The sequence below is a fragment of the Oceanobacter mangrovi genome (assembly GCF_019740315.1).
GTDB classification, from domain to species: domain Bacteria; phylum Pseudomonadota; class Gammaproteobacteria; order Pseudomonadales; family Oceanobacteraceae; genus Oceanobacter; species Oceanobacter mangrovi.
The window spans coordinates 317,742-336,628 of sequence record NZ_JAHXZR010000004.1; the positions used below are offsets into that span (position 1 = coordinate 317,742).

Genomic DNA, 18,887 nt, shown 5'->3' on the forward strand with positions numbered 1-18,887 from the left:
CTGTTGTATATCGCTTTGCTACTGCTGACGAATCCGCTGGCACAGCGCAATAATTTCCTCATCCAGCATAGGCTGTTGGCGGCAACGTTGGCTGTCGGCATAAATCAGCCGTGGCCGGGTTTGCCAGCGACAGCCGGATTGTTGTTGCAGCCAGTTGTGAATCACCGACATTGGCATGTCAGTTAAGCCTTCCAGCAGGGTTGCACCCAAAGCCTGCAGTTGTTGGCTCAGCTGTGCCAGCGCTTCCAGACGATCGTCATCAAAACAAAAATCGCTGCCGGTGCCGCACAGCACCACGGTTTTCCCCTGATAACTGACTTCCTGCAGGATTGGCCAGGCATCGGCCCAGGGCATCTCGGGGGTGCCAAAGGCATGGATGGGCAGCGCCATGATCAGAGTGTCGTAGGGCTGGATATCTTCCGGTTGGCAGGCCAGCAAGTTACACAGGCTGACAGGGCTCCAGTCGATGTGGTGTTCCAGTGCGTTGGCTGCGGCAGCGGAACAGCGGCAGCTGCTGTCGTAAAGAATGGCAATACGGGTTGTCATGGCATCGGGTCAGGCTGGCTGCTGTGGTTGTAACTGTTGGGGCTGTAACTGATGCAGTTGCAGCTGGCGCAATTGCCGCAGGCAAGCCGTCGTCTGCTGGCTGACGCCGCAATGCTGCAGTGCAAACATGGGTTGATAGAGACAGTCCTGGCATAACTGGTAGCAGGGAGATTGCTGTGGGTGCTGGCTGGATACATCGGCCAGTACCAGACACAAACGCTGTAATAATTGCGCCTGTTGTCTGGATGACTGGTGCTGAGCTTGCAGCAAACCAAGATCAAGATAACTTTCCAGTAACTGCTGCAGCCGCTGCGGACTGTCCTCCCGCTGCAGCTGGCGTTCCAGTAATTCCAGCACACAGCCGCGGCTGTTGGCAGTGGTTACAGACGTTGATGTGCGTTGTGTTGACAACAACCGGATAACGCCGGGACGAGGAAATTTCAGCAGGGTGGCAGACATGAGAGGTAACCTCCTTGATTCGTCAAGGTTACATTAATGATAATTATTTTTATTTGCAATAGATTCTCGTAAAGAAACCCTGAGCGGGTGGGGGAATTAATCCCACTCGAAGGCTTTTTCCTGGCCACGGGTCAGCTTGATCCATCCTGGCTGGTCGTCTTCGGCTGATTCACTCCACATGCGTGCAGCACAGCGGACTTCGCAGTCCAGCGCCGGATGAGCAGAGCGGGCGCAATCGAGGTCATCGTTCCAATGGGTCAGATTCTGTTTGATCCACAAGCAACCGAACTTGCCTTCGGCTTCCGGTGTATAAACCACCTCGATACCATTGATCAGCCATTGCTGGCTGCTGCCCTTGCTGGTGCTTTGCTGCACTTCGCCAAGTTCGCTGCTGAGCCAGGCCAGCACGGCATCTGGAGTGGCTTTCATCAGGTAGATTTCAATATCGGGAGTTTTTGTCATGGCGTTGCCTGGGGCGGATGAGTCTAAGAACACTGAGCGCAATATACCCGAGCGCTGCGATAATTGCGCCTGTTGCACCAATCACCAGACCTGCCAGAACCACCAGTTCCTGTTGTATTGACGGCTCCATCCGCAAATTGGCCACGTAAATAAGGCCTCCACCACAAAAAAAGATCACCGCACCAACCACGAACAGCCCCAGATTCTGGCGGTCCTTGAGGGATCTTTGTTGCAGCCAGAGCCACAATTTTTTCATCAGCGGGTTCCATTTTCAGAAGTGCCTAATTCAAGCCAAATCCAGCTTAACCTGACTTACCTTTACAGATGAGAAAATCACCTTGCTGTCTTATTGTCAGACAATTAGGATGCTGATAACGATGAGCATTCAGACAGGGTAGTCAGTACTTATGCCGCAGCTAAGGCCCTTTTTTCTCACTTTCAGACTAGATCATCTGGAAGCTGAGTACCGTCGTAATTCTCTCTTTCGTATACGTTTTCAGGGCAAAATTGCTGTTTTGCTCGGTGCCCTGCTGTACGTTGCTGCCGGGTTGGTAGTAGACATCTGGTGTAACCCCGAAGGCATCAGCTGGCAGCTCTGGTATCCGCGTCTGCTTGCGCTGCTGGTGCCTGCGACAGTGGCGCTGCTGATTGAGCGTGAGCTGTTCGACCGTCATCGCGACCTGTTACTGGCACTGGTTGGTTTTGCCGCCGGTGCCGGGCTGATTGGGGTGATGAGTCAGCTGCCTGTCAGCCAGGCGACGTATTATTATCCCTTGCTGGTGGTGATCACCTTCTATACCTACAACTTTGTTGGTACCAGCTTCATTTATGCCCTTTGTGTCGACCTGTTGTTACTGGCCATCTATAACCTGATGTTCGGCTGGTGGCAGCCCTTTCCGTTATCGACCCTGATCAGCCATAACGTGGTAATTATCTGCGCCAACCTGATTGCCGGAGCTGGCGGTTACATGGCCGAATGGCAGCGGCGGGCGCTGTTTTTACACGAGCGTGAGCTGGAGCTGGAACGTCAGGATCACATGCATCGGGCCCGTCATGATTCACTTACCGGTTTACCTAACCGGGAGTTGTTGCAGCTACGGCTGGAGCGGGCGCAGCGACTGGCGGGCCAGAACGATTTACTGCACACGGTATTTTTTATCGATCTGGATAACTTCAAGGTAATTAATGACCGCTACGGCCATGATCAGGGGGATCGTTTGCTGCAACACATTGCCGAGCAATTACGCAGCTGCTGTTCGGAAAAAGACACCATCGCCCGCATCGGTGGTGACGAGTTTGTGTTACTGGCCTGGAATGTCTGGACCGAGCCAGACATCGATAAACTGATCCGCTGTTTGCAGCAAGCGATTGCCACGCCAATGGCCAACGGCCTGTTTGTTGAATCCAGTATTGGCTGTTGTCATCTGACAGCAGGACAGCTGCCGATTGATGACGTGTTGCGGATGGCGGACGCCACCATGTACCGGATGAAGCATTCGCGTCGGGTGCAGGCGGGCTGATGATGGTTTTGGGGTGCTGGGTCTGGTCTTTTCGACAGACGAAAAAAAACCAGTGCTGCAGGATCTGACAATAGAAGCAACACTGGCCTAGACCTGATGGTAAGTCAGGTAGATGGAAGAGTATGGGCAACCCTCAATTGGCCCACACAAATATCCTAGTCCTCTGCTGGGATATTCGCCATGTGGCTGGATGTCGCAGGCAGGATTGACAGCCAGACTGATTAATATTGCATCAGTCGTACCGCTCTGGTAACCTCCGCGCTCCTTTTTATCCGTGTATTTGGATCTGCTGCTGCAAGGTAGCTGGTTCGGGTAGAGCGGACTCCTTGCCTTACCGGATGGTCCGGAAGGCTTATAACCCACAAGGAGCTGACAATGCGTCACTACGAGATCGTTTTTCTGGTTCACCCAGATCAAAGCGAACAGGTTCCTGCGATGGTTGAGCGTTATACCTCTACTATCGAAGGCACTGGTGGTTCTATCCACCGTTTCGAAGACTGGGGTCGTCGCCACCTGGCTTACCCAATCAACGATGTTCACAAAGCTCACTACATCCTGATGAACGTTGAGTGTACTCAGGAAGCTCTGGAAGAACTGACCACCAACTTCCGTTACAACGATGCAATTCTGCGTAACATGGTGATCCGTCAAGACGAAGCTGTGACTGAAATGTCTCCGATCAAAGCTGCTGAAAGCCGTGAAGATCGTCGTCGTTCCGAAAATCGTGAAGAGCGCAAAGCTGCTCAGAGCGAAGATGCTGATGTAGCTGATGAAGCTGCTGACGAAGAAGAAGAGTAATAGGAGCTTTCTAATGGCACGTTTTTTCCGTCGTCGCAAGTTCTGCCGTTTCACCGCTGAAGGCGTTAAGCAGATCGATTACAAAGATCTGGAAACCCTGAAAGGCTACATCACTGAAACTGGCAAGATCGTACCAAGCCGTATCACTGGTACCCGTGCAAAATATCAGCGTCAGCTGGCTACTGCGATCAAGCGCGCGCGCTACATCGCTCTGCTGCCTTACACTGACGCACACGACAATTGATTGGTGCGGATTGACGGTTAGACTGATTCGTCACTGACCTGCCAATCCGGAGTTAATCATGAAGTCTCTGGCTCTATGGGCCATGCGCAGCCGCACTCAGGCAATTATTGCCGCGGCTGGGCTGATCGCCGTCCCTTTGCTGTTTTGGCTTGGGGCGGCAGTGCTGGCGCTGGTTGTCCTGCGCCAGCCAACCAGAGAAGCCACTACGGTGGCGATGTGGGGCGTGATGCCTTCGCTGGCCTGGCTGGCGATGGGTGATCCAACCCCGTTTCTGGTCGCAGTTGGTGTTGTACTGACTGCGCTGGTACTGAAACAAACCATGCGGTTGCCGCTGGCGCTGATGGTTGCTGCAGTACTGGGAGAAATTATTTACTTCTGTTTGCCCTGGTTGTTGGCTGATGTATTGCCACTGGTGGTGAAACAGAGTGAAACCCTTGTAAGCAAGGCGCTTGAAAACAGCCCGGATCTCCAGGCTACATTGCTGCCTCTGGTAGCGCCCATGGTTCATGGAGTGCTCGCTGCCTTGCATACGCTGGTAATCTGTTTGTGTCTGTTATTGGGACGCTATTGGCAGAGCAGCCAGGATCACCCCGGTGGTTTTGGTACTGAATTCCGGCAACTGAAGTTGCCACTGGCGTTTGGTGCTCCTGTCATGCTGGCTGTATTTCTGGCAGCCGAGCTGAGTCCGCTGTTGGCAGGTATGGTGCCCGTGTTAACGGTCATCATGGCGCTGGCAGGGCTGGCAGTGTTTCATGGCGTGGTGTTTAACAGCCAGGCCAGTCCGAATTGGCTGTTGCCAGTGTATCTGGCGCTGTTTGTGTTCGGGCCTTACATGTACACATTACTAATTTTCGTAGCGGCGCTGGATAGTCTGATTGACATTCGCACGCGACTAAAAGACACGGCGGGACAATAACGGGCCCGACCCTGTAATGAGGAATTCAAGATGCAAATCATTCTGCTGGAAAAAGTAGCAAACCTGGGTGAACTGGGCGAGAAAGTAAACGTTAAGCCAGGTTACGCTCGTAACTTCCTGGTTCCACACGGTAAAGCTGTTCCTGCTACCCAGGCTAACATCGAACACTTCGAAGCTCGTCGTGCTGAACTGGAAGCCTCTGCTGCTGCCAAGCTGGCCGAAGCCCAGTCTCGTAAAGAGAAAATCGAAGAAATCGAATTGTCTGTGGCTGTTCGCGCTGGCGACGAAGGCAAACTGTTCGGTTCTCTGGGCAACCGTGACATCGCTGAACTGGCTACCCAGGCTGGCGTTGCACTGGCCAAGTCTGAAGTACGTCTGCCTACCGGTCCTATCCGCGTAGTTGGCGAATTCGACGTTGCTATCCACCTGCACGCTGAAGTTGAAGCAGTTCTGAAACTGCACGTTGTTGCTGAATAAGTAATAACGCTTCATGCAGGTCAGGCAGCCGGATTGTTCCGGCTGCCTGAAAAAGGCACTATTGGTCACTCTCTAGTGCCTTTTTTGTATCTGCCGGGATGTCCCCGGCCCGCCGCTGTTTGTAATGGAATCCGGAGATGAGTGACGACTACCAGTCTGACGTAACCGAGTCTTCCCAGCCTCGCACCCCGCCGCATTCGGTCGAAGCCGAGCAATCTGTGCTTGGCGCCCTGATGCTGGACGAACGTGCCTGGGAATCGGTCAGTGAAAGCTTGCTGGATACGGATTTCTATCGTCACGATCACCGCTTGATTTTCCGCGCTATTAGCCATCTGTCATCGGTCGAACAGGCGATTGACGTGGTCACGGTAGCAGAAGAGCTGGAAGAGCGTGGCCAGCTGGAAGGCGCCGGTGGTGCCTCCTATCTGGCGCGGCTGGTTGACCTCACGCCGTCGATTGAAAACTGCTCGGCCTATGCCGGGATTGTGCGTGAGCGTTCTCAGCAGCGCCGTCTGATTGAAGCCGCCAGCGACATCATGCAGAAGGCTTACGAGCCGGGTGGTGATGACAGCCTGACACTGATTTCCGACGCCGAAAAAGCGATTGCTGAAATCGCCGAAGGCAACCGCAACGACGGTGGTCCGGTCAAGGTCGCGCCGATTCTGAAAAATACCCTCGACCAGCTCGACCAGATGTTCAACCAGCCGGATGGCCTGACTGGTGTGACTTCCGGCTTCGACAATATCGACCAGCGCACCTCCGGCTGGCAAAAGGCCGACCTGGTGATTATCGCCGCCCGTCCGTCGATGGGTAAAACCACCTATGCCATGAACCTGGTTGAAAACGCCCTGCTGAGCACCAAACGGCCATGTCTGGTGTTTTCACTGGAAATGCCATCTGAATCCATCGTCATGCGTATGCTGTCGTCGATAGGTAAGATCGACCAGAGCCGTATCCGTAGCGGCAAGCTGATCGACGAAGACTGGCCCAAGTTGTCGGCCGCTGTCACCATGCTGAAAGACCTGCCGCTCTACATCGACGATACGGCCGCGCTGACGCCGCAGGAAATGCGAGCTCGCGCCCGCCAGGTTTATCGCGAAGCCGGTGATCTTGCGCTGATCATGGTCGACTATTTGCAGCTGATGCGGGTGACCGGCAAGTCTGAAGGCCGGACCCAGGAAATTTCCGAAATTTCCCGGACTCTCAAGGTCATCGCCAAGGAATTCAATTGCCCGATGATCGCGCTGTCACAGCTCAACCGCTCGCTCGAGCAACGTCCCAACAAACGCCCGGTGAACTCCGACCTGCGTGAATCCGGCGCCATCGAGCAGGACGCCGATATTATCCAGTTTATTTACCGTGATGAGGTTTATAACGAGGACAGCCCGGAAAAAGGGGTTGCCGAAATCATCACGGGTAAACACCGTAACGGCCCGATTGGTACCGACCGGCTGGCCTTTATCGGTAAATACACCCGCTTTGAAAATCTCGCCCATGGTTATGGCGACTATGACGATGAGTAAGCGCATCGGCTGATTTTCCGCAGTAACAGAACGAGGAACCCCATGAAGTTTACCCCCACACTCGAATTCGAGGGTGGCCGCGTCCGGACGCTGGAAGCCTCTGACCGCGATGCCCTGTTTGCCGTTTATCAACAACCGGAAGTGCCGGGCCAGCGACCGTTGGAAAAGCCGGAACAGCTGGATCGTATGATTGAGCTGGGAGTGCAGATGGCAGCGACCCAGCGGGGCATGATGTGGGCGCTGGAATTGGGTTCTGCAGCGGAAGGCTATCAGCTGGTTGGCCAGGTCAGCGCGTTTGACTGGCAGCCGTCCTGGCTCAAGGTCACTTTCCGTATTGACGCCTTGCCCGTTGCTGACATGAACGTTCGGGCGTTGGCGCTGCAGGCCTGTATCGACTTTATGGCTGACAAGTACCACCTGCGTAATTTCGCCTGGCAGTGGATTGAAGGCCAGAACGAAGCCATCAAGGAAATGCTCGCAGCCGCCGGTTTTACGTTCGCTGCACGCCTGCGTCAGGCCTGGCGAATCGGTGAAAACGAATGGCGTGATGTTGAGCAATACCACAAGGTCTTGTCGGTTGCTGATAACGCAGTGACCAGTGTCGCAGGTAATAACGAAGGGGAGTCCGTTCAGTGAACTGGAATTATGAAACGACCAACTTCCTGATCCGCCTGCCGATCAGTGCGGATGACGAAGAGTCCCTGTTCGGCTTGCTGAAAAACCCGTCTGCCAGCGCGCACTTGCCGAAAAGCCAGTTGTACACGTCAGTACAGACACTTGATGAATTACGCCGTGCCACCATGCGTTTTCAGGCCCGTGAAGCTGCCACCTGGCTGGTTGAGCGTCTGACCGGTTCACTGGAAGAACGAGCGGCACTGGCTGCCCGTATCACACTGACGGACATTAACTGGATGCAGGCATCAGGCCGTTTGCAGTGGGAGCTGGATGAGTCAGTGACAGCTACTGAGCTGCGGGAAATTCTGGCGGCGGTTGAGCAGTTCTGTTTCAGTGATCTGGCATTGCATCGACTGGAACTGCGGATGCTGCCTGACGCCGACAAGCATGTTGCGCTGGCGGGTGAATGTGGCTTCCAGCCTGAAGGCGTATTGCCAGCCCAGCTGGAGTTTGAAGGCCAATGGGTCGATCACGCCGTGTTTGGCAAGCTGGCAAGCGACCCGGCCTGATAACCGGGTTACAGGTGTAATGCGCACGATCAGCTGGCTGAGTTATCGATCAGAATAGCCAGCCAGAAAATCGTGCAAATCATAATCGATACTGTCACTGCGGCTGAGCCAAGATCCTTGGCCAGCCCAGCCATCGGGTTGTATTCCTTTCCTGCCCGGTCAACCACAGCTTCAATGGCGGTGTTGATCAGCTCCATTACCAGAATCAGTAACCAGCTGGTTATCAGCAACGCCCATTGCAGGGCGGATTGGGCTACCATAAAGCTGGCAGGCACCAGTGCCAGCCCGGCCCAAAGTTCATAACGAAACGCCGGTTCGTTGTTGTAGGCGGCTTTCAGGCCTTGCCAGGAATAACGGGAAGCATAATAAAAGCGTTTCAAGCCAGTGGCTTTCTGAAGCATGCGTGTGATCCTGTGTTGATGCAGCTGCAACCCGTCAGTGTAGCGACGGAAGTTTGCATATTCCTTTCAAAAACGTGCGCGAAATATCAGTTTTAAATGTAGGACAATCCGACACCTTTGGTCAGGTCCATTCATTCCGTATCATACGAGTTGGTACGTTTTTTGTTTAGCCACAAACGGCTTGAAGCCGGACGGATCACAGATTTACAACAACAGGGAGCTGGAGCCAGACCGTGTTTATCAATGTTTTATACGCAGGCGGTACCGGGTGAGTGAGATTGAATCACCGTTGCTGACGGACGAAATCTTTATGAAACGTCTGCGTAGCCAGATGCTGGCGTTTGCCCGCTTGCAGCTGAACAACGAGGCGCTGGCAGAGGACGCGGTGCAGGAAGCGCTGGCGGGTGCCTTGCGTAACGCCGCTTCACTTACCCGTCAGGCAGCTTTGAAAAGCTGGGTGTTTGCGATCCTGAAAAACAAGATCACCGATATCCTGCGGCAGAAATACCGTCAACCAGAGTCGGTCATCCCAGTCGCCGCTGGTGATCCGGGAGAGCTGGAAGAACAGCTGTTCGATCACCAGGGTCACTGGCATCAGGAAGAACAGCCGATTAGCTGGAATTCGCCCCAGCGGCTGGTGCACGAGCGGCAGTTCTGGGCGGTCTTTGATGCCTGTCTGAACCATTTGCCAGCCCGTCAGGCGCAGGTCTTTATGATGCGTGAGTTTATGGAGCTGTCGTCAGAAGAAATCTGCGATGCGGTTGATGTGACCGTCAGTAACCTGCATGTGTTGCTGTACCGGGCGCGGCTGCAACTACGTGAATGCCTGGAGAATAACTGGTTTGCCACGACAGGAGGACCAGCATCATGATGAACTGCCATCAGGCAACCCGGTTGTTGTCGGAATCGCAGGATCGCAAGCTCAGGATGACTGAGCAGGTTGAGCTGAAATTTCACCTGCTGGTGTGCAGTGGCTGCCGTAATTTCAGCCAGCAAATGGGCTCGTTGCGGTATCTTATGCGGGAGTTTGCCAGCCAGTCAGGCGAGTCAGACAAACCGCGGGGCAAGGCTGAGAAGCCGGATAGCAACAAACCAGATAACAACAAATCAGATAACAACAAGCGCAGCTAAAAGCTCCCGCACTGCACACAGCGCACAGCCGGGAGAAAAAATGGCCAGAACAGGGGCTGGCCCAGGCAAGGCGTACACCACGGGGAGCGGTGCACTGATCAAACTCAGGCCAGTGCCAGACTCAATCCACACAGGGAAATAACCGAGCCGGCAACCGCCAGCAGGCGAGGCGAACGTTGCGCCAGCTGCTGGCCAATCAGGTTACCCAGCTGGCTCAGCGCGATGCTGGTCAGCATCAGACCGGCCAGAAACGCCAGCGCATGGCCGGTCTGGGCTTCGGTGTGGGCAACACCATGGAAAATCACAAAGGCCAGCGCCAATAGTAGTGCCTGGCTGTTGTTCAGCAGACCACTGACACGGGTGGCAATCAGCCCGCCCAGCAATACCAGCGACAGCGCAATACTCATATCCGCTGTGGCGATCACCTGTTCGACGCCAATCAGACTACCAATCGCAAAACCGGCTGCCAGTACCATTGGCAGGCCCCACAGAATCAGCTGGCGGCTGCGCTTCATCAAACCGGCGCTCCAAAGGCCAATCGCCAGCATCGACAACATATGATCAAAGCCGGTGAATGCATGAATCAAACCGGCACTGAAGCCAGAGCCGTCAGCGGGGTGAGCCATCACAGCGGGGGATGCCAGCAACATGGCGCTGGCCAGTACGAGAGTCCGGGACATCATGTATTCTTCTCTTATTCTGCAGATCGGTGGGGACCAGCCCGATCACAAACGGGCTGGCTGCTGGGCACGAGGCGTTGGTCTGACTACAGCAAGCAAGGTGCCAGTCTGGCTGATAGACGAATAGCTTGCTGACGGGGTAGATAAATCGCGCTACGGCGGCGGTTGCCGGTCTGGGTCTGCGCGGCTGCTGCTCAGGCTGAGTGCAAAGTAACTAACCGTTGTGCTGCATTGAATGGCTGCTTGCTTTACGCTTGAGGTCGGTTTGACTGACGAAATAAATTGCTCTGACGGTTAACGGGCAAGTTGGCCCCAAGCTGGCATGGTTTTCCTTCGACAGGGATCAGATCAGGCTCCACAGAGCCCATGGATTATGACAAAACGACCACAACAGACCACAGTTGGTGAGCTGCCACGCACAGGTGAAGAAGCCTGGCTCAGCGTGATTCAGAAAATGGATGAAGCCTACGCCGACCTGGTGGACTACCAGGTACAGGTGGAAGAGCAGAATCTGCAGCTGGAAGAAGCCCGGACCTTTTTTGATGGCGTGCTGGCTGCCATGAGTGATGTGCTGATTGCCTGCGACCACGAAGGCCGGATTCAGCAGGTTAATCGTGCCTGTGAAGAACTGACCGGCAAGTCTGCCGACAGTCTGGTCGGTGAGTCCATTGCTTCGCTCTGTACCAGCCATTGCCAGAGCTTGCTGACCGCCTGCCTTAATCGGGTTCGCCATGAGCCGATCCGTGATCAGGAAATCACGTTGTTGGGAATCAATGGCCCGGTGCCGCTGGCTCTCAATTGTTCGCCTCGCTTTAACCAGCGTGGGCGTTTGATTGGTGTGGTGGTCGCCGGACGACCGTTAGGTGAATTGCAGACCGCCTTCAAGGAACTCAACGAAGCCCACGCCGAACTCAAGCTGGCACAAGAGCGGCTGGTGCAGTCGGAAAAAATGGCCTCGCTCGGCCGGCTGGTCGCCGGTGTTGCCCACGAACTGAATAACCCGATCAGCTTTGTTTACGGCAACATGCATGCGCTGAAGCGCTATACCACCAGGCTGGTGCAGTATTTTGATGCTGTGCAAAGCGGTGCCAGTGGCGCTTCCCTGGCGCAGATGCGCGAAGAATTACGGCTCGACAAGGTCATTGCTGATCTCGATTCTCTGGTCGAAGGTACGCTTGAAGGGGCGGATCGGGTGCGCGAGATCGTCAACGACCTGAAGCAGTTTTCCTCAACCCAGCGTAGCGAAAAGCTGCCCTATGATCTGGTCCACGTAGCACAGTCGGCGATGCACTGGATCCTCAAGGAACATCCCAAAATCATTGTGCAGCGTGAGCTGCCGGATCACCTCACCGGCCGTGGCCATGCCGGCCAGATCCATCAGGTAGTGGTGAACCTGGTGCAAAATGCGGTGGATTCAATACGTAACCAGGACGACGCCCGGCTGACGATTCGGGCTGGTCGGATGGGCAGTGAGGAAGATGGCACCTTGTGGCTGGAAGTTATCGACAACGGCAGCGGCATTTCCCCACAGGATCTGGCGCGCTTGTTCGATCCGTTTTTTACCACCAAGCCACCGGGTCAGGGCACCGGACTGGGGCTCTCTATCAGCTATGGTATTGTGGCCGAACACGGTGGCACTCTGACCGTACAGAATGGTAAACAGGGCGGCCAGCATGGTGGGGTTATCGCCCGGCTGGAATTACCGGTACAGCCTCCTGAGCAAGATGGGCAGGAGCAGACAGGAGAGAGCGGTGAGCAAGGCTAATCTGTTGTGGCTGCAATCCGGTGGTTGCGGTGGTTGTTCGATGTCATTGCTGAATGCTGAAAGTCCGAACCTGATTGCAACGCTGGAAAACGCCGGGATCAACCTGTTGTGGCATCCGTCGCTGAGCGAGCAAACCGGCACCGAAGTGCAACAACTGTTAGAACAAATTCTCGCTGACGAAATCCCCCTCGACCTGCTCTGTATCGAAGGCTCAATGCTGCGTGGTCCGGCCGGTACCGGCCGCTTTCACCTGTTAGGTGGCACTGGCATAGCCATGATCGAGTGGGTACGCCAGCTGGCAGCCAAGGCTCGTTACACCCTTGCGATTGGCACCTGCGCTGCCTTTGGTGGCATCAGCAGCAGCTCGGATAACATTACTGACGCGACAGGCCTGCAGTTTGAGGGGGAGTTGCGAGGCGGTTTGCTCGGCAGCGATTATGTTAGTCGTAACGACATGCCAGTGATTAACGTCGCAGGTTGCCCGACGCACCCTGACTGGGTCACGGAAACCCTGATGCAGTTGGTTCTCGATCAACCACAACGCGCCGACTTTGATGCTTTCTCGCGGCCACGGCTGTACACCGACCAGCTGGTGCATCATGGCTGTAACCGCAACGAATATTACGAATACAAGGCCAGTGCCGAACAGCCGGGTGATCTCGGTTGCATGATGGAACATATGGGCTGCCTTGGTACCCAGGCCCACGCCGACTGCAACACCCGTTTGTGGAACGGCAATGGCTCCTGTACCCGTGCCGGTCATGCCTGTATCAACTGCACCGCGCCGGAATTTGAAGAGCCACGTCAGTCGTTTGTGGTAACGCCTAAAATTGCCGGTATTCCGGTGGGCCTGCCAACCGATATGCCGAAAGCCTGGTTCGTCGCGTTGGCGTCGTTATCGAAAGCGGCAACACCGGAACGACTGCGGGAAAATGCCCGATCAGAACAGCTGATTTATCCGCCCACCCTGCACAAGAAGAATCACAAATGAGCGATAGCAATCAGTCGCCCCGGCGCCTTCAGGTCGGCCCCTTTAACCGGGTTGAAGGGGATCTGGATATTCGTCTGGAAGTTGCCGTTCAGGATGGCCACAACCGGGTTGTATCGGCGCATGTGAACTCCACCCTGTTTCGTGGTTTTGAGCAGATTCTGGTGGGCAAGCCAGCCATGGACGCGCTGGTTTATACACCACGTATTTGTGGTATTTGTTCGGTGGCCCAATCCGTTGCCTGTGCCCGGGCGCTGGCTGATGCCAGTGGCATTCAGCCAACCGCCAATGGCTTGCTGGCGCAGAATCTGTTGTTGGCCAACGAATCCCTCACCGATTTGCTGACTCATTTCTATCTGTTTTTTATGCCGGATCTGGCTCGCCCTGTGTATGCCGGACGCGACTGGTATGCTCCGGTGCAGCAGCGCTTTCAGGCGGTCAAGGGTGCGGCCAGCCAGCAGGTGTTGCCTGCCCGGGCCAGCTTTCTGCATTTGATGGGATTAATGGCTGGCCACTGGCCACACACGCTGGCGTTACAACCGGGTGGCTCCAGCAAGCCGGTGACCAAACAGGAACGCTTGCGGCTGATCAGCCTGCTGGCTGACTTCCGTCGTTTTCTTGAGCAAATTCTGTTCGGTGATGATCTTGATGCCATCAACGAACTGACGTCGATACAGGCGTTAGAGAACTGGCAGCAGCAGGATGACTGGCAATCCAGCGACCTGCGCCGCTTCCTGATGCTGTCGCAACAATTGCAGTTTGATCAGCTTGGCCGCGCCACCGACTGGCTGATGAGCGTTGGTAACTATCCATCCACCCAGCCACTGAATAATGGCCCGCAGGTCGATTCGGGTGTCTGGGTTCCGCGTGCTGGCGTACAGCCGCTCGACATCGCGGCCATCCATGAAGATGTTTCGCACAGCTGGGTGGAAGACAGCGGCAGTCCCTTGCATCCGGCGCAGGGACAAACCCATGTGTCGCTGCATTCCAGTGAAAAGCCGGGAGCCTACAGCTGGTGCAAGGCTCCACGTCTGAATGGCCGGGTAGTGGAGACTGGCGCGCTGGCACGGGCAGTGGTGAGTCAGCGGCCGTTGGCGACCGAGCTGATGCAACAGCAGGGCGCAACTGTCCACAGCCGGATGCTGGCCAAACTGCTGGAGCTGGCCTGGACACTGCCACGGATGCAGCAATGGGCGCGTGATCTGCAACCCGGCGACACTTTTTGTGACCATTCCAGCCTGCGCAAGGACGGCGAAGGCGTTGGGCTGATCGAAGCAGCCCGAGGTTCACTGGGGCACTGGATCAAACTGAAAAACGGCAAGATCAGCCACTACCAGATCATCGCGCCGACCACCTGGAACTTCTCACCGCGCGACCAGCAGGGCCAGCCGGGCGCACTGGAGCAGGCGTTAGTTGGCGCGCCGGTACTGGATGGCGAACAGGACCCGATTGCGGTACAGCATATCGTTCGCAGCTTTGACCCTTGCATGGTGTGTACGGTGCATTGAGTGTCAGAGGCTCCTGGAGAGATATAAGGCTGGGCCATGCCCAGCAATTGTCGGGTACCATCCAACAGGTTGATGTCAGATGGCAGCCGCTTCGCGTTTTATCTGACCTGCATGACTAAACCCAAATAATTCATGCCAGCTCAAACCAGGCTGTTTCTTCCGGGGCTGTCTGACCAGCCAATAACCACTCTGATCGGTGATTGGCAGCAGCTTGTGCAGCTCTCGTCGTTATATTGGTCAAATCCTGTTAACTGCTCGCAAATCTGTGTCTGTCTTGCAGCGAGGTAGTGGCTGATCCGGTTGTTTCATCTTCCTTATACTGCAAAGCAACTTTCCGGTTTTTAATCAGGTTGTAACGACAGTTCTTGCGGATTTCTGAATATTTTAATTAATTCGTTGATATATAAAGGAAATCCATTCTGGTTCAAATATTGCTGAGCCCTGCGGTACTTCTCCCATAACGATAATAGCCACGCTGGAAGGTGCCTGTAGGCGTCCTTCATTTTGCCGTGAGTGGTTTGGACGCTAGAGGACTCCGCATGTCTCAGATTGAAACCTTCTATGAAGTGATGCGGCGGCAGGGGATCACCCGACGCAGCTTTCTCAAGTACTGTAGTCTGACTGCAGCTGCTTTGGGCCTCGGCCCGAATTTTGTACCGCAAATCGCCAACGCCATGGAAACCAAACCGCGAACGCCGGTGTTATGGTTGCACGGCCTGGAATGTACCTGTTGTTCTGAATCCTTTATCCGTTCTGCTCACCCGCTGGTGAAAGACGTAGTGCTGTCGATGATCTCGCTGGACTACGACGACACCCTGATGGCAGCAGCGGGTCACCAGGCCGAAGCGGCGCTGGAAGAAACCATGGAGAAGTACAAGGGTGAATACATTCTGGCGGTTGAAGGTAACCCGCCACTCAATGAAGACGGTATGTTTTGTATCGTTGGCGGCAAGCCGTTCCTTGATCAGCTCAAACGTGCTTCCAAGCACGCCAAGGCCGTGATTGCCTGGGGTTCCTGCGCCAGCTGGGGCTGTGTCCAGGCTGCTCGTCCAAACCCGACCCAGGCGGTGCCAATCCACAAGGTGATCACCGACAAGCCAATCATCAAGGTGCCAGGCTGCCCGCCGATTGCCGAAGTTATGACCGGCGTAATCACCTACATGCTGACCTTTGGCAAGCTGCCGGAACTCGACCGTCAGGGCCGTCCAAAAATGTTCTACGGCCAGCGTATTCACGACAAGTGTTACCGTCGTCCGCACTTCGATGCCGGTCAGTTTGTTGAGCAGTGGGATGATGAATCTGCCCGTAAAGGCTATTGCCTCTACAAGGTTGGCTGTAAAGGTCCAACCACCTATAACGCCTGTTCGACTGTGCGCTGGAACGAAGGTACGTCCTTCCCGATTCAGGCGGGTCACGGCTGTATCGGATGTTCTGAAGACGGTTTCTGGGACAAGGGTTCCTTCTATGACCGCCTGACCAATATTCCGCAATTTGGCATTGAGAAAAATGCTGACGAAATCGGCACCGCTGTGGCCGGTGGTGTTGGTGCTGCCATTGCCGCCCACGCCGCGGTGAGCGCACTGAAACAACTTACCAAAAAAGAAGAACATGAGGATCAGGCATGAACACACCACTGAACGCCAGTCAGCTGGATAACAGCGGCCGCCGTGTGGTGGTCGATCCGGTGACCCGTATCGAGGGTCACATGCGCTGCGAAGTGAACGTCGACAGCAACAATATTATTCGTAACGCTGTGTCCACCGGCACTATGTGGCGTGGTCTGGAAGTGATTCTGAAAGGCCGCGACCCTCGCGATGCATGGGCCTTTGTGGAACGTATCTGTGGTGTTTGTACCGGTACGCATGCACTGACATCTGTTAGAGCGGTAGAAGATGCACTGGGCATTCAGATTCCGCTCAATGCTCACCTGATCCGTCACCTGATGGACAAGACCCTGCAGGTCCACGACCACATCGTGCACTTCTATCACCTGCATGCGCTCGACTGGGTGAACCCGGTGAATGCTCTCAAGGCTGATCCGAAAGCCACTTCCGAGCTGCAGAAGATGGTCTCGCCAGCCCACGCCAAGTCGTCACCGGGCTATTTCCGCGATGTGCAGAACCGTCTGAAAAAGTTTGTGCAATCCGGCCAGCTGGGTCTGTTCGCCAACGGCTATTGGGATAACCCGGCCTACAAACTGCCACCGGAGGCGGACCTGATGGCGGTGGCGCATTATCTCGAAGCGCTGGATCTGCAGAAAGAGATCGTCAAGATCCACACCATTTTTGGTGGCAAGAACCCACACCCGAACTATCTGGTCGGTGGTGTTGCCTGTGCTATCAACCTGGATGACGTGGGTGCCTCGGGTGCGCCGGTGAATATGGTGAGCCTCAATTTTGTGTTGCAGCGCATTCAGGAAGCCCGCGAGTTCACCAAAAACGTCTACTTGCCGGATGTTCTGGCGGTGGCTGGTATCTATAAAGACTGGCTTTATGGCGGCGGTCTGGCTGGCCAGAATATGCTGTCTTACGGTACCTACACCCAGGTTCCGGGCGACAAGTCGACCGACCTGCTGCCAGCCGGTGCCATTGTGAATGGCAACTGGGATGAAGTGCTGCCAGTGGATGTACGCGATCCGGAACAGATTCAGGAATTTGTTGATCACTCCTGGTACAGCTACGCCGACGGCGTTAAGGGCCTGCATCCATGGGACGGTGACACCAGCCCCAACTTCGAGCTGGGTCCTAATACCAAGGGCACCAAAACCGATATCAAGGAACTCGACGAAGCCCACAAATACAGCTGGATCAAGGCACCACGCTGGCGTGGTCATGCGATGGAAGTGGGGCCGCTGTCGCGCTATATCATCGCTTATGTGTCGGGTAAGGAATACGTGCAGGAACAGGTTGACCGTTCGCTGGCGGCCTTTAACCAGAACACCGGACTGGAGCTTGGTCTGAAGCAATTCCTGCCTTCAACCCTGGGCCGTACGTTGGCGCGGGCACTGGAATGTGAGCTGTGCTGCGACACCATGCTGGACGACTGGCAGGCGCTGATCAACAACATCAAGGCGGGTGATCGTTCAACGGCCAACGTTGAGAAATGGGATCCGTCGACCTGGCCAAAAGAAGCCAAAGGCGTGGGTATCAACGAAGCCCCGCGTGGTGCTTTGGGTCACTGGATCAAGATCAAGGATGGCAAGATCGAAAACTATCAGGCCATTGTTCCAACCACCTGGAACGGTTCGCCACGGGATGCCCAGGGCAACATCGGTGCCTTTGAAGCGTCACTGCTGAACACCCCGATGGAACGTCCGGAAGAGCCGGTGGAAATCCTTCGAACGCTGCACAGCTTCGATCCGTGTCTGGCTTGTTCCACTCACGTGATGTCTGAAGATGGCCAGCAGATGAGCCAGGTGAAAATCCGCTGAGCGGAAGGAGTGAGTTATGTCTGACACACAGGTTGCCGAAACCCGGGTGAAGGCCGCTGAGCTCGCCAGTACTGCGACGGCCTCCGATGATGGCGAACAGCAAATAGTGCGCCGCCAGACTGCCGTGTATGTCTACGAGGCACCACTGCGTTTGTGGCACTGGGTGACGGTGCTGTGCATCATCACCCTCTGCGTGAGCGGCTATTTTATTGGCTCACCGCTGCCAACCATGCCGGGCGAAGCCAGTGATCATTTCCTGATGGGCTATATCCGTTTTGCGCATTTTGCCGCCGGTTATATTTTGGCGATTGCTTTTGTTGGCCGGATTTATTGGGCCTTCGTGGGCAATAGCCATGCCCGTGAGCTGTTTATCGTGCCGATCCACAAGAAAAAGTGGTGGGCTGAACTGCTGCATGAACTGCGCTGGTATCTGTTCCTCGAAAAAACGCCGAAGAAATACATTGGCCATAACCCGATGGGGCAACTGGCCATGTTCAGTTTCTTTGTGATCGGCATCATCTTCATGATCATCACCGGCTTTGCCCTGTATGGTGAGGGTACTGGTGCTGGCAGCTGGGCCAATAACTGGTTTGGTTGGGTGATTCCGTTGATGGGGCAGAGTCAGGATGTCCACACCTGGCACCACCTCGGCATGTGGTACATCATCATTTTTGTGATGTCCCATGTGTATGTGGCGGTGCGGGAAGACATCATGTCCCGACAGTCGCTGATCTCCACCATGGTGGGTGGCTGGCGCATGTTCAAGGACGACAAACCGGACTGATCTGTCCGGTTTGCGGGCTCCCATACGCTGGTATGGGAGTCTGCGACCGTGTCTCATATCACCCAATGGAT

At 55.2% G+C, this 18,887-nt stretch carries 22 protein-coding genes; 16 read left to right on the forward strand and 6 right to left on the reverse strand.

Annotated features, from left to right (window positions below):
- Positions 1–18 precede the first annotated feature (18 nt).
- From K6123_RS11110 to K6123_RS11125, 4 genes are all read right to left on the reverse strand, one after another.
- Positions 19–546 (reverse strand): flavodoxin family protein, encoded by a 528-nt coding sequence (locus K6123_RS11110; RefSeq protein WP_221797665.1) that lies wholly within the window; start codon positions 544–546, stop codon positions 19–21.
- Positions 547–555: 9 nt separating this feature from the next.
- Positions 556–1,005 (reverse strand): hypothetical protein, encoded by a 450-nt coding sequence (locus K6123_RS11115; protein ID WP_221797667.1) that lies wholly within the window; start codon positions 1,003–1,005, stop codon positions 556–558.
- A gap of 96 nt (positions 1,006–1,101) precedes the next feature.
- A complete protein-coding gene (locus K6123_RS11120) occupies positions 1,102–1,467 on the reverse strand; it encodes a hypothetical protein (RefSeq protein ID WP_221797669.1) in 366 nt (121 codons plus the stop codon).
- A complete protein-coding gene (locus K6123_RS11125; protein WP_221797671.1) occupies positions 1,445–1,723 on the reverse strand; it encodes a hypothetical protein in 279 nt (92 codons plus the stop codon). Before K6123_RS11125 ends, K6123_RS11120 begins: the two co-directional genes overlap by 23 nt.
- Before the next feature lie 259 nt (positions 1,724–1,982).
- Between K6123_RS11125 and K6123_RS11130 the strand changes: the two genes are divergently transcribed.
- The 8 genes from K6123_RS11130 (at position 1,983) to K6123_RS11165 (ending at position 8,129) form a co-directional block, all read left to right on the forward strand.
- Positions 1,983–2,987 (forward strand): GGDEF domain-containing protein, encoded by a 1,005-nt coding sequence (locus K6123_RS11130; protein ID WP_221797673.1) that lies wholly within the window; start codon positions 1,983–1,985, stop codon positions 2,985–2,987.
- A 375-nt stretch (positions 2,988–3,362) separates the two neighbouring features.
- Complete coding sequence (gene rpsF, locus K6123_RS11135; protein WP_221797675.1) at positions 3,363–3,785, forward strand: 30S ribosomal protein S6; 423 nt, start codon at positions 3,363–3,365, stop codon at positions 3,783–3,785.
- Between the two features lie 13 nt (positions 3,786–3,798).
- Positions 3,799–4,029: a 30S ribosomal protein S18 gene (gene rpsR / locus K6123_RS11140; protein ID WP_221797677.1), complete on the forward strand. Its 231-nt coding sequence runs from the start codon at positions 3,799–3,801 to the stop codon at positions 4,027–4,029.
- Positions 4,030–4,087: 58 nt separating this feature from the next.
- The gene (locus tag K6123_RS11145; RefSeq protein WP_221797679.1) at positions 4,088–4,945 is read left to right on the forward strand and encodes a hypothetical protein; all 858 of its coding nucleotides are present in this window, start codon (positions 4,088–4,090) and stop codon (positions 4,943–4,945) included.
- A gap of 30 nt (positions 4,946–4,975) precedes the next feature.
- Entirely contained in the window at positions 4,976–5,422 is a 447-nt protein-coding gene (rplI, locus tag K6123_RS11150; protein WP_221797681.1) for a 50S ribosomal protein L9, read from the forward strand.
- Between the two features lie 137 nt (positions 5,423–5,559).
- Positions 5,560–6,945: a replicative DNA helicase gene (dnaB, locus tag K6123_RS11155; protein ID WP_221797683.1), complete on the forward strand. Its 1,386-nt coding sequence runs from the start codon at positions 5,560–5,562 to the stop codon at positions 6,943–6,945.
- Between the two features lie 42 nt (positions 6,946–6,987).
- On the forward strand, positions 6,988–7,581 hold the full coding sequence (locus K6123_RS11160) for a GNAT family N-acetyltransferase (protein ID WP_221797686.1): 594 nt from the start codon (positions 6,988–6,990) through the stop codon (positions 7,579–7,581).
- The gene (locus K6123_RS11165; RefSeq protein ID WP_221797688.1) at positions 7,578–8,129 is read left to right on the forward strand and encodes a GNAT family N-acetyltransferase; all 552 of its coding nucleotides are present in this window, start codon (positions 7,578–7,580) and stop codon (positions 8,127–8,129) included. Before K6123_RS11160 ends, K6123_RS11165 begins: the two co-directional genes overlap by 4 nt.
- Positions 8,130–8,158: 29 nt before the next feature.
- Here the strand turns inward: K6123_RS11165 and K6123_RS11170 are convergent, their stop codons facing one another.
- On the reverse strand, positions 8,159–8,530 hold the full coding sequence (locus tag K6123_RS11170) for a diacylglycerol kinase (protein ID WP_221797690.1): 372 nt from the start codon (positions 8,528–8,530) through the stop codon (positions 8,159–8,161).
- Between the two features lie 268 nt (positions 8,531–8,798).
- Between K6123_RS11170 and K6123_RS11175 the strand changes: the two genes are divergently transcribed.
- Both K6123_RS11175 and K6123_RS11180 read left to right on the forward strand, forming a co-directional pair.
- Positions 8,799–9,401, forward strand: a complete 603-nt coding sequence (locus K6123_RS11175) for a sigma-70 family RNA polymerase sigma factor (RefSeq protein ID WP_343223983.1) — start codon at positions 8,799–8,801, stop codon at positions 9,399–9,401.
- Positions 9,398–9,661 (forward strand): zf-HC2 domain-containing protein, encoded by a 264-nt coding sequence (locus tag K6123_RS11180; protein ID WP_221797692.1) that lies wholly within the window; start codon positions 9,398–9,400, stop codon positions 9,659–9,661. Before K6123_RS11175 ends, K6123_RS11180 begins: the two co-directional genes overlap by 4 nt.
- A 104-nt stretch (positions 9,662–9,765) precedes the next feature.
- Here K6123_RS11180 and K6123_RS11185 read toward each other — a convergent pair whose 3' ends face one another.
- The gene (locus tag K6123_RS11185) at positions 9,766–10,341 is read right to left on the reverse strand and encodes a HupE/UreJ family protein (protein ID WP_221797694.1); all 576 of its coding nucleotides are present in this window, start codon (positions 10,339–10,341) and stop codon (positions 9,766–9,768) included.
- Between the two features lie 373 nt (positions 10,342–10,714).
- Here K6123_RS11185 and K6123_RS11190 point away from each other — a divergent pair, with 373 nt between their 5' ends.
- From K6123_RS11190 to cybH, 6 genes are all read left to right on the forward strand, one after another.
- A complete protein-coding gene (locus K6123_RS11190) occupies positions 10,715–12,106 on the forward strand; it encodes an ATP-binding protein (protein ID WP_221797695.1) in 1,392 nt (463 codons plus the stop codon).
- Positions 12,093–13,097 carry an NADH-quinone oxidoreductase subunit B family protein gene (locus K6123_RS11195; RefSeq protein ID WP_343223984.1) on the forward strand — a complete coding sequence of 335 codons (1,005 nt, stop codon included), beginning with the start codon at positions 12,093–12,095 and terminating at the stop codon, positions 13,095–13,097. The genes K6123_RS11190 and K6123_RS11195 overlap by 14 nt, the downstream gene beginning before the upstream one ends.
- Positions 13,094–14,602 (forward strand): nickel-dependent hydrogenase large subunit, encoded by a 1,509-nt coding sequence (locus K6123_RS11200; RefSeq protein WP_221797699.1) that lies wholly within the window; start codon positions 13,094–13,096, stop codon positions 14,600–14,602. Before K6123_RS11195 ends, K6123_RS11200 begins: the two co-directional genes overlap by 4 nt.
- A 539-nt stretch (positions 14,603–15,141) precedes the next feature.
- Positions 15,142–16,227 (forward strand): hydrogenase small subunit, encoded by a 1,086-nt coding sequence (locus tag K6123_RS11205; protein WP_221797701.1) that lies wholly within the window; start codon positions 15,142–15,144, stop codon positions 16,225–16,227.
- The gene (locus K6123_RS11210) at positions 16,224–18,032 is read left to right on the forward strand and encodes a nickel-dependent hydrogenase large subunit (RefSeq protein WP_221797704.1); all 1,809 of its coding nucleotides are present in this window, start codon (positions 16,224–16,226) and stop codon (positions 18,030–18,032) included. The genes K6123_RS11205 and K6123_RS11210 overlap by 4 nt, the downstream gene beginning before the upstream one ends.
- A 16-nt stretch (positions 18,033–18,048) precedes the next feature.
- Positions 18,049–18,816 carry a Ni/Fe-hydrogenase, b-type cytochrome subunit gene (gene cybH / locus K6123_RS11215; RefSeq protein WP_221797705.1) on the forward strand — a complete coding sequence of 256 codons (768 nt, stop codon included), beginning with the start codon at positions 18,049–18,051 and terminating at the stop codon, positions 18,814–18,816.
- The last annotated feature ends 71 nt before the right edge of the window (positions 18,817–18,887 follow it).

Bases quoted from the DNA above. Each gene is read 5' to 3' on its own strand.
- K6123_RS11110 (WP_221797665.1), bottom strand. From the start codon at position 546: ATGACAACCCGTATTGCCATTCTTTACGACAGCAGCTGCCGCTGTTCC.
- K6123_RS11115 (WP_221797667.1), bottom strand. From the start codon at position 1,005: ATGTCTGCCACCCTGCTGAAATTTCCTCGTCCCGGCGTTATCCGGTTG.
- K6123_RS11120 (WP_221797669.1), bottom strand. From the start codon at position 1,467: ATGACAAAAACTCCCGATATTGAAATCTACCTGATGAAAGCCACTCCA.
- K6123_RS11125 (WP_221797671.1), bottom strand. From the start codon at position 1,723: ATGAAAAAATTGTGGCTCTGGCTGCAACAAAGATCCCTCAAGGACCGC.
- rpsF (WP_221797675.1), top strand. From the start codon at position 3,363: ATGCGTCACTACGAGATCGTTTTTCTGGTTCACCCAGATCAAAGCGAA.
- rpsR (WP_221797677.1), top strand. From the start codon at position 3,799: ATGGCACGTTTTTTCCGTCGTCGCAAGTTCTGCCGTTTCACCGCTGAA.
- K6123_RS11145 (WP_221797679.1), top strand. From the start codon at position 4,088: ATGAAGTCTCTGGCTCTATGGGCCATGCGCAGCCGCACTCAGGCAATT.
- rplI (WP_221797681.1), top strand. From the start codon at position 4,976: ATGCAAATCATTCTGCTGGAAAAAGTAGCAAACCTGGGTGAACTGGGC.
- dnaB (WP_221797683.1), top strand. From the start codon at position 5,560: ATGAGTGACGACTACCAGTCTGACGTAACCGAGTCTTCCCAGCCTCGC.
- K6123_RS11160 (WP_221797686.1), top strand. From the start codon at position 6,988: ATGAAGTTTACCCCCACACTCGAATTCGAGGGTGGCCGCGTCCGGACG.
- K6123_RS11170 (WP_221797690.1), bottom strand. From the start codon at position 8,530: ATGCTTCAGAAAGCCACTGGCTTGAAACGCTTTTATTATGCTTCCCGT.
- K6123_RS11180 (WP_221797692.1), top strand. From the start codon at position 9,398: ATGATGAACTGCCATCAGGCAACCCGGTTGTTGTCGGAATCGCAGGAT.
- K6123_RS11185 (WP_221797694.1), bottom strand. From the start codon at position 10,341: ATGTCCCGGACTCTCGTACTGGCCAGCGCCATGTTGCTGGCATCCCCC.
- K6123_RS11190 (WP_221797695.1), top strand. From the start codon at position 10,715: ATGACAAAACGACCACAACAGACCACAGTTGGTGAGCTGCCACGCACA.
- K6123_RS11200 (WP_221797699.1), top strand. From the start codon at position 13,094: ATGAGCGATAGCAATCAGTCGCCCCGGCGCCTTCAGGTCGGCCCCTTT.
- K6123_RS11205 (WP_221797701.1), top strand. From the start codon at position 15,142: ATGTCTCAGATTGAAACCTTCTATGAAGTGATGCGGCGGCAGGGGATC.
- K6123_RS11210 (WP_221797704.1), top strand. From the start codon at position 16,224: ATGAACACACCACTGAACGCCAGTCAGCTGGATAACAGCGGCCGCCGT.
- cybH (WP_221797705.1), top strand. From the start codon at position 18,049: ATGTCTGACACACAGGTTGCCGAAACCCGGGTGAAGGCCGCTGAGCTC.